Annotated in this window: 6 protein-coding genes and 1 pseudogene; 5 read left to right on the top strand and 2 right to left on the bottom strand. The window is 73.1% G+C overall.

Annotation, left to right across the window (positions count from 1 at the left end; translation table 11 throughout):
- The first annotated feature begins 461 nt into the window (after positions 1 to 461).
- A complete protein-coding gene (gene pgl, locus ACZ6RT_RS02020; RefSeq protein WP_470151916.1) occupies positions 462 to 1,235 on the top strand; it encodes a 6-phosphogluconolactonase in 774 nt (257 codons plus the stop codon).
- Between the two features lie 50 nt (positions 1,236 to 1,285).
- Entirely contained in the window at positions 1,286 to 3,052 is a 1,767-nt protein-coding gene (locus ACZ6RT_RS02015) for a protein kinase domain-containing protein (protein ID WP_470151915.1), read from the top strand.
- 27 nt (positions 3,053 to 3,079) lie between these two features.
- Here the strand turns inward: ACZ6RT_RS02015 and add are convergent, their stop codons facing one another.
- Positions 3,080 to 4,102, bottom strand: coding sequence for an adenosine deaminase (gene add / locus ACZ6RT_RS02010; RefSeq protein WP_470151914.1), 1,023 nt, complete (start codon positions 4,100 to 4,102; stop codon positions 3,080 to 3,082).
- A 212-nt stretch (positions 4,103 to 4,314) separates the two neighbouring features.
- On the opposite strand from add, the pseudogene ACZ6RT_RS02005 reads away from it, so the two are divergent.
- Positions 4,315 to 4,740: pseudogene (locus ACZ6RT_RS02005) on the top strand (Clp protease N-terminal domain-containing protein); the annotation flags it as partial.
- A 469-nt stretch (positions 4,741 to 5,209) separates the two neighbouring features.
- Here ACZ6RT_RS02005 and ACZ6RT_RS02000 read toward each other — a convergent pair.
- A complete protein-coding gene (locus ACZ6RT_RS02000) occupies positions 5,210 to 6,241 on the bottom strand; it encodes a GNAT family N-acetyltransferase (protein WP_470151912.1) in 1,032 nt (343 codons plus the stop codon).
- Positions 6,242 to 6,419: 178 nt separating this feature from the next.
- Between ACZ6RT_RS02000 and ACZ6RT_RS01995 the strand changes: the two genes are divergently transcribed.
- Both ACZ6RT_RS01995 and ACZ6RT_RS01990 read left to right on the top strand, forming a co-directional pair.
- Positions 6,420 to 7,823 carry an NAD(P)/FAD-dependent oxidoreductase gene (locus ACZ6RT_RS01995; RefSeq protein ID WP_470151910.1) on the top strand — a complete coding sequence of 468 codons (1,404 nt, stop codon included), beginning with the start codon at positions 6,420 to 6,422 and terminating at the stop codon, positions 7,821 to 7,823.
- A gap of 31 nt (positions 7,824 to 7,854) precedes the next feature.
- Entirely contained in the window at positions 7,855 to 9,483 is a 1,629-nt protein-coding gene (locus ACZ6RT_RS01990; protein ID WP_470151908.1) for an amidohydrolase, read from the top strand.
- The last annotated feature ends 127 nt before the right edge of the window (positions 9,484 to 9,610 follow it).

The following is a 9,610-nucleotide window of genomic DNA, read 5'->3' as shown; positions in this document are numbered from 1 at the left end:
GTGGGAACTGTGGGGCGGAGGACCCGATAGCCTTTCACTCGCTCTCCACTCGGGAGCCCATAGAAAACGGTTCGCTGGGCGCTGGTCCCCCCCCCCCCGCCCCCCCCCCCCCCCCCGTCCGCCGCTCCCAGGGCGGCGCGTCCCGGACATGGGACGTGCCGCTCGTCCTATTTTCAGGCGTTCCATAGAAGAATTTCGGTTTCGCCTGTTCCATGACGCGGATCTTCCGTGCGCGACGTCCCGCGCGGGACGTCCCGGGCCGGGTAGTCTCGCGCCCGGAGTCCCGTACCGGAGGTCCCGCGTCATCGGCCTCACCCCTGAAAGCCCCGCCGTTGAAGCCCCACCCTGAAGCCCGCCGTTGAAGCCTCACCCCTGAAGCCCGCCCTTGAAGCCTCGTCCCGAGGCCTCACCCCACGAGTCCCGCGCCCGAGGTTCCGGGCCGAAAGAGAAGAAGTAGTCCCGTGAGCGTTCCCACCGTGATCATCCACCGTGACGCCGACATGCTGGCCAAGGCCGTCGCGGCCCGGGTCATCGTCCGCGCCGTCGACGCGCAGTCGGCCAAGGGCTCGGCGCACCTGGTGCTGACCGGCGGCACCGTCGGCATCGCCACCCTCGCCGAGATCGCCGCCTCCCCGGCCAGGGACGCCGTCGACTGGCGCAAGGTGGACCTGTGGTGGGGTGACGAGCGCTTCCTGCCGTCCGGCGACGCCGAGCGCAACGAGACCGGTGCCCGCGAGGCGCTGCTGGACCACCTCGACCTCGACCCGGAACGGGTCCACGTGATGCGCGGCCCGGACTCGGGGATGACCGCCGAGGAGTCGGCCGACGCCTACGCCGACGAGCTCCGGCGCGCCGCCCGTCCCGAGGACCACGGCCCGGCCCCGTCCTTCGACCTGACGATGCTCGGCATGGGCCCGGACGGGCACGTGGCCTCGCTCTTCCCCGGCATGCCCGCGCTGTACGACACCCGCCCGGTGGTGGCGGTGCACGGCTCGCCCAAGCCGCCGCCCACCCGGATCTCGCTGACCATGCCGGTCATCCAGAACTCCGCCGACGTGTGGGTGATCGCCGCGGGCGAGGAGAAGGCCGGGGCGGTACGGTTGGCCCTGTCGGACTCGGGACCGATGCAGGTCCCCGCGGCAGGCGCCCGGGGCAGCCGGCGGACCCTATTCCTGCTGGACAGGGCCGCCGCCTCCAAGATCCCCTCCTCGATGGGACGCATCTCCTCCCCCTGACCGGCGCGTACGGCCGGCATGTCGGATCATCAACCGGGTAGGGAGGTGTCGTGGTTTTTCTGCACTACGAGGGCCTGCTGCTGGCCGGACGGTACCGTCTCATCGCCGAGCTGGGCAGGGGCGGCATGGCGACGGTGTGGCGCGCCCACGACGAGCTCCTCGATCGCGAGGTCGCGGCCAAGGAGGTCGTGATCTCCGACCACCTGCCCGAGGCGGAGCGCGAGGTCCTGCTGGAGCGCACCCTGAGGGAGGCGCGCCTGGCCGCGCGGCTGAACCACCCCAACATCGCCGCGGTGTACGACGTGGTCCGGACCGACCGCAACCCGTGGATCATGCTGCAGCTCGTCCCCTCCCGCGACCTCACCGAGGTGATCACCACCGAGGGCCGCCTGCCCGCGCCCGTCGTCGCGCGCATCGGTCTTGAGGTGCTGTCGGCGCTGGAGGCCGCGCACGCGGCCGGTGTCGTCCACCGCGACGTCAAGCCCGCCAACATCCTGCTCACCGACGACGGGCGGTCGATCCTGACCGACTTCGGGCTGGCCACCGCCGTGAACAAGGAGGGCGGCCTCACCAGCGCGGGCATGGTCGTGGGCACGCCCGCCTACATCGCCCCCGAGCGCGCCGGCGGCGGCGCCTCCAGCCCTCGGAGCGACCTGTGGTCCCTGGGGGCTACCCTGTACGCGGCCGTCGAGGGACACGCGCCGTTCGCCCGCAGCACCGTGATGGCCACGTTCACCGCCGTGATGACGACCGCCCCCGTGTTCCGGTACGCCGGCCCCCTGGCGCCCGTCATCATCGGCCTGCTCCAGAAGGATCCCGCCCTGCGCAGCGACGCCGCCCGCGCCCGCGAGCAGCTGAGGGAGGTGGCCGCGCTGCGCGTCCCGGAGGAGGACACGGCCGTACCGGGGTACCGGGAGCAGGACACGATCACGTCGCAAAGCCGGGAACGGAAAGAGGCCGCGTCGTGGGACCGGGACACCGGTGAGGCCGGGATCCCCCTCCGCACCGGGGCGATCGTGACGCCCGCCGCCGTCCGGAGCACCACGGGGCACTCCGCCCCCGTCCCGTCCCCCGATCCCGTTCCCACCTCCACCCCTCCGCCCGTCCCTGCCCTCGCCCTCGGCTCCGCCCCCTCCCCCATGTCCGGCCCCTCGCCCTCGCCCGTTCTCTCGCCCGCGTCCAGCCCCGGGTCCGGCACGGTCCCCCCGTCCACGCATCACGGGCACACCGGGAACGCTGACCGTTCCGAGCCCGCTCCGGCGCGTCGGCGGATCACCGGGTACCGGTGGCTCTCGGCGGGCGTCGTGGCCCTGCTCGCGGGCGTTCTCGTCACGATCAGCGCCTTCACGTCCCAGCATCAGGACGGCGGGCTCGACCGGTCGCCGCGTGTCGCCCCCGCCAGCGCCGATCCCGCCGCGACGCTCCGGATCGACCGCGTTCCCGAGGTCCCCGAGGTGCGCCCCACGACCGGCCGCCGTTCCACCTCCACGCCCCGCGGGCGGTCCACGTCCGAACCTCGCGACCGTTCCACCTCCGAACCCCGGCCGCAGCCCACGGCCGCGCCTCGCGACCGTTCCACGGCCGAGCCTCGCGGCCAGGCCACGACCGAGTCCCGCGAGCGGTCCACGACCCCGGCGCGGCCGACCGCGACCGGATCCGGCACGAAACCCACCGTCGCGGCCACCTCCGCGGCGCCCAGGCCCGAGCCCGGCGACAACGGTGGCAACGGGGACGGAAACAACGGCAACGGGGGGAATGGGAACAACAACCCGAACCCGAATCCGAACGCTAACCCCAACCCGAACGGCAAGAACTAGCCCGACCTCACCGGAACCCCCGGACGCTCACGGACGCCGTCCGGCGACGGCGTCGATCTCGGTGAGGATCTCCTGCCTGCCCTGCGGGTCCAGGCTGGAGGCGTGCACGGCGTTGCGGGCCAGCGTGACGAGGGTGTCGCGGTCCAGGCCCAGGTCCTCGGCGGCGACCCGGTACTCGCGGCTCAGGCTGGTGGCGAACATGGGCGGGTCGTCGCTGTTGAGGGTGACGAACAGGCCCTCCTCGATCATGCGGGGCAGCGGGTGGTCCTCGATCCGGGCGACCTGGCCGGTGCAGACGTTGGAGGTGGGGCAGACCTCCAGCGGGATCTGGGTCTCGCGCAGGTGGGCGATCAGGCGGGGGTCGTCCATGCAGGAGATGCCGTGGCCGATCCGTTCGGCGCCGAGGTGCTCCAGGGCCTCCCAGATGGTCTCGGGGCCGCTCATCTCGCCCGCGTGCGGCAGGCTGCGCAGCCCGGCGGCCGTGGCCGCGCGGAAGGCGTCCCGGAACGCGTCCCGGTACCTGGGGCGCTCCTGCTCGATCCCGGCCAGCCCGAAACCTACCAGCGCGCGGGGAGGTTCTCCGAGCGCGTGGTCCAGGGTGATCCGGGCCGCCTCGGCGCCGTACTCGCCGGGGATGTCGAAGACGTACGCCACCCGCACCCCGTGCTCCTCCAGGGAGCGGCGGGCGGCGTCGTCGAGGGCCTCGGTGACCTCGCGCATCGGCATGCCCACCACGTGGTGGGCGTACGGGGTCACGGTCAGCTCGACGTAGCGGGCGTTCTGCCCGGACAGGTCGCGGGTCAGACCGAGCACCAGGGTGGCGATGTCCTCGGGCTCGCGGACCAGGGCGTTGACCGCCTGGTAGATCTGGGCGAAGTGCGGGAAGTCGCGGAAGCGGTAGAAGGCGCGCAGCGCCTCCTCCTCGACGGGGACGCCCCCGTCGGGGTGACGGCGGGCGAGTTCGAGAACGGTGGGCACCGAGGCGGAGCCGACCAGGTGGACGTGCAGTTCGACCTTGGGGAGCGCGTCGATGAAGGCGTCGATCGTCATGCCGGGACCCTACGCACCCCCCGGCCACCCATGGAAGCCGTTTTCAACGAACCTGACAACAAAATGTACGATTTTTCGCCCGAAGGGACCGGTCAGAGCACGCGGGGTGCGTCGCGCGGGGCGAAAATCCCCGGGGAGATCTCCTCCCGCTCGTCCCGCACCTGGCGCATAGTGGGTGTCAGGCACCTCGACACCCCTCTTGGAGGCTCCCCGTGTTCGAGCGCTTCACCGACCGTGCCCGCAGGGTCGTGGTCCTGGCCCAGGAGGAGGCCCGGCGCCTGGGCCACGGGCACATCGGCACCGAGCACATCCTGCTCGGGCTGATCCGCGAGGAGGACGGCGTCGCGGGCCGCGCCCTGCAGAGGTTCGGCATCGGCGGCGACCAGGTCAGGAACGACGTGGAAGAGATCATCGGCAAGGGCGGGCGGACCGAGCCCGGCCACATCCCCTTCACCGCCCCCGCCAAGAAGGTGCTCGAACTGTCCCTGCGGGAGGCGCTCGGCCTGCATCACAGCTACATCGGCACCGAGCACATCCTGCTCGGGCTGATCCGCGAGGGCGACGGGGTGGCCGCGCGCGTGCTGGCCGGCCGGGGCGCGCACCTGGAGGCGGTACGCGCCCAGGTGATCACGGTGCTCGGACGCCGGGACCCGGGCCGCGCGCTGGCCGCGGAGGAGGGCTTCCCGATCATGGGAGGCTCCGTGGAAGCCCGGCTGGACCGGGTCCAGGAGAGCCTGGACCGGATCGAGCGCAGGCTGGCGGCGCTGGCACCGGAGGGCGAGACCTCCGGCTCCCCGGGGGCGCCGCTCTCTCCGGAGACTTCAGCGGCGTCGCCGGCGTCATCGGCACCGTCCGGCGGCGTTCCCGGGCGGCCGGACGGAGATCCCGATGAGACTCCCGGGTCCGGACAGGACCCGGGGCCGGCGGCCGGGGAGAGACCGGGCGCCTGAGGGCCTCACCCGCGAGGGGACGGAGAGACCGGGAAGGCCGGGGAGCCGGAGAGATCGGGGTGTGCCCGCGCCCGCCCCCGACGGGAGGCGCGGGAGGGTGGCCTCCCCGTTCCGGGACCCCTGAGCGATCCCGGAACGGGGAGGACGCGTGAGGGGCTCACCCCGGGGACGCCGTCGCCATCGCGCCCACGGCCAGCCTGGCCTCCACCACGCCGGGGTCCTCGGTGTGGTTCAGGGTCGCGCCGAGCGAGACCAGCAGCCTGCGCATCCGCACGTTGTCCGACAGCAGGGTCGCCCTGACCTCGGCGAAGCCCAGGTCGCGGGCCTGGCGGACGAGCACCCCGGCCAGGTGGGTCCCCAGCCCCCTGCCCTGCCAGCGGTCCTCGACCAGGAAGGCCATCTCGGCGATGCCCGGGTCCGGGGTGAACATCAGGCTGGCGACGGCGATGACCTGGCCGTCCTGTCCGGCGACGACCGAGTGGCCGCGGGTGCGGTCGCAGAGGCGGTCGAAGACCTTCGGCGGCAGCACCGGCATGGAGGTGAAGTAGCGGAACCTGCGGGCCTCGGGCGAGCAGCGGTCGTGCAGGTCGCGTACGGCCTCGCGGTGCAGGCCGGTGAGCGGGCGGACCCGGATCTCGGTGCCGTCGGAGAGCTTGAGCTCGCGGTCGGAGCCGGTCTGCTCGGCCGGGGGCTGCGCCAGCCGTACGAAGGAGGCGGCGCGGGCGGCCTCGGTGAGGGTGAAGGGAAGCTCGGAGCGGCGCACCCTGATCGCGCGGCGCGCGGTGACCGGGACGGTGAGCAGCGTCGGGTCGGGAAGATCGCTCATCTCCGAACCGTAGACCCAGCGGGAGTCCTCGGCGCGCAGCAGTTCCCCGAGCAGTTCCGGCAGGCGCCAGGGCGTCGTGCGCAGCCGCGAGGCGAGCAGCAGGACCCGGGTGGGCTCGTCGGTCAGCTCGTGCGCGGTGGCGGTGACGACCTGGACCTCCCGTCCTCCCGCGGCCTCCAGAGCCTCACGGACCGCCTCGGCGTTCGCCGGGATGTCCGTGACGAACTCGTCGACCGTGCCGTTCGCGTCGGTCTGGACGCTCAGGCCCAGGATGTTGCCGCCCTTGGCGGCGAGCGCGGCGGCCAGCGAGGCGAGACGCCCGGGCCGCTCGTCGACGGTGGTGCGGATTCGCAGAAATCCCATCAGAACGCTCCCTCTGTCAGGAGATAGCCTTTCCTGATCCTGTTACGGGACTGCTACACATGAGTGAGCCCATCGTTACGTATGGCAAGATCACTAATTACGCGGCCGGACGGCGTTCTCGCAACGATTTCCGTTGCCGGTTATGCCTATATAGACGGATATAGCAGGATATGAAGCTATGAGTACGCGTGTTCCCCTGGCTGGGGATTTCGTCAACGGAGACGTCTCCTTCTGGTACCGCTCCCTCGGTCTCCCCGCGGCCGGTACGCCCCTGGACGGCGACCTCGACGCCGACGTGGCCGTCGTCGGCGCCGGATACACCGGCCTGTGGACCGCGTACTACCTCAAGAAGGCCGCCCCGGACCTGCGGGTCGTGGTGCTGGAGAAGGAGTTCGCGGGCTACGGCGCCTCCGGGCGCAACGGCGGCTGGCTGGTCGGCGAGCTGGCGGGCACCCCCGAGCGCTACGCCAGGACGCACGGGGCGGACGCGGCCAGGCGGTTCCAGCGGGTGATGTTCGAGACCGTCGACGAGGTCGTGGCCGTGGCCAAGGACGAGGACATCGACGCGGAGATCGTCAAGGGCGGGGTCACCACGGTCGCCACCAACGCCGCCCAGGACCGGCGGCTGCGCCGGCTGCTGGCCCACGAGCGCCACTGGGGCTGGACCGAGCAGGACGTGCGGCTGCTGGATGCGGCCGAGCGGGAGGAGCGGCTGCGGGTGAACGGCGCGGTCAGCGCGATCTGGAGCCCGCACTGCGCCCGCATCCAGCCCGCCAAGCTGGCCCGCGGCCTGGCGGACACCGTACGGGAGCTGGGGGTGGAGATCTTCGAGCGGACCCCGGTCACCGAGATCGCCCCGCACGAGGCCCGCACCCCCCGCGGCACGGTCCGGGCCGGTCACGTCATCCGCGCCACCGAGGGGTTCACCGCCGAGTTCAGGCAGTACCACCGGACGTGGCTGCCGATGAACAGCTCCATGATCGTCACCGAGCCGCTGGGGGCGGAGCTCTGGGACGAGATCGGCTGGTCCGGTGGCGAGCTCCTCGGCGACATGGCGCACTACTACATGTACGCCCAGCGCACCGCCGACGGCCGGATCGCGTTCGGCGGGCGCGGCAGGCCCTACCTGTACGGCTCGCGGGTGGACGACCGCGGCCGCACCCACTCCTGGACGATCGAGGCGCTGTGGGAGCTGCTGACCGGCATGTTCCCCGCCGTCCGGGCCTCCCGGGTGGCGCACGCCTGGTCCGGCGTGCTGGGCGTGCCGCGCGACTGGTGCGCCACCGTGCACGTCGACCACGACACCGGCATCGGCTGGGCGGGCGGCTACACCGGCCACGGGGTGACCACGGCCAACCTGGCCGGCCGTACCCTGCGCGACCTGATCCTGCGCCGGGACACCGAGCTGGCCGCCCTGCCCTGGGTGGACCGTAAGGTGCGAGGCTGGGAGGTGGAACCGCTGCGGTGGATCGGCGTGCACGCCATGTACGACCTCTACCGGCGGGCCGACGCCCGGGAGAACGCGGGGCTCGGCCGCACCTCGGTGCTGGCCCGCGTCGCCGACTCCATCACCGGACGCTGACGACGGTCGCGTCCCCACGCCGAGGAGAGCCATGCCCCCCACACCCGTGAGCGACCTGCTCTTCCGCGGCGGCCGGGTCTTCCTCGCCGCCGGCGCCTTCGCCGAGGCGGTCCTGGTCCGCGACGGCCGGATCGCCGCCGTGGGCACCGAGTCCGACGTGGTACGGCTGGCCGCCCCCGGCCACGAGGTCGTGGACCTGGACGGCGCGCTGCTGACCCCCGCGTTCACCGACGCGCACATCCACCCCGTGCTGGCGGGCCTGGAGCGGGCCAGGTGCGACCTGTCGGCGGTCTACGGCCTGCCCGACTACCTGGAGCGGGTCACCGCCTACGCCGGGTCGCATCCCGGGCGCGCGTGGATCGAGGGCGGCGGCTGGGACATGTCGGCCTTCCCCGGCGGTCTGCCGCACCGCTCCCAGCTCGACGTAGTCGACCGCCCGGTCTACCTCATCCAGCGCGACCACCACGCCGCCTGGGTGAACACCCGGGCGCTGGAGCTGGCCGGGATCACCCGCGACACCCCCGACCCCGCCGACGGCCGGATCGAACGCGACCCCGACGGCACCCCGAGCGGCGTGCTGCACGAGGGCGCGATGGACCTGGTCGGCCTGCTCGCCCCCCGCCCCACCCCCGGCGACCTGCACGACGCCCTGCTCTCCGCCCAGGAGCACCTGTTCTCCCTCGGCATCACCGGCTGGCAGGACGCCATCGTCGGCTCCTACGCGGGCTGCGAGGACCCGCTGCCCACGTACCTGTCGGCGGCGGCCTCGGGCGCGCTGCGGGCCCGCGTGGTGGGCGCGCTCTGGTGGGACCGCACGCGCGGCGCCGAGCAGATCCCCGAGCTGCTGGAGCGCCGCCGCTCCGCCGCGGGCCTGGAGCGGTTCCGCGCCACCTCGGTGAAGATCATGCAGGACGGCATCGCCGAGAACTTCACCGCCGCGGTGATCGAGCCCTACTGCCGCTGCGGCGGCACCGGCCTGTCGTACGTCGAGCCCGCGCTGCTGGGAGGGTACGTCGCCGAGCTGGACCGGCACGGTTTCCAGGTGCACGTCCACGCCATCGGCGAGCGGGCCGTCCGCGAGGCGCTGGACGCCTTCGAGGGGACCGACCCGGCCAACCGGCACCACATCGCGCACCTGCAGATCATCGAGCCGTCCGACGTGCCGCGCTTCGCCCGGCTCGGTGTGACCGCCAACCTGCAGCCGCTGTGGGCCACCCACCACGCCCAGATGGACGAGCTGACGATCCCGTTCCTGGGCGAGGAGCGGTCGGGCTGGCAGTACCCGTTCGCCGACCTGCTGCGCGCGGGCACGCGGTTCTGCGCGGGCAGCGACTGGCCGGTCTCGGTCGCCGACCCGATCCAGGGCATGCACGTGGCCGTCAACCGCACCGAACCGGGCGGATCGGTGCACGCGGACTACCCGACGGCGCAGACCCCGTTCCTGCCCGGCCAGAGCCTGGACCTGGCCACGGCCCTGACCGCCTACACCGCGGGCTCGGCGTGGATCAACCGCGACGACGACGCCGGGACGATCGTCCCGGGCAACCGCGCCGACCTGGTCGTCCTGGACCGCGACCCGTTCGCCGGACCGGCCGCCGACATCTGGCGGACCCGGGTCGCCATGACCTTCGTCGACGGCCAGGAGGTCTACCACCGCTGACCGCCCGCCGCGGGGGGGGGGGGGGGTGGGGGGGTGGGGGGGGGGGGTTCCTACGGGGGTTTGTGGGGGGGGGGGGGGCGCGGATTCGGTCGTCCTTGGGGGCTGTCGGCGCAGCGTGTCGCGGATA

This window comes from Streptosporangium sp. NPDC050148 (assembly GCF_055586505.1).
This window is presented reverse-complemented; position numbering and strand designations above follow the sequence as displayed.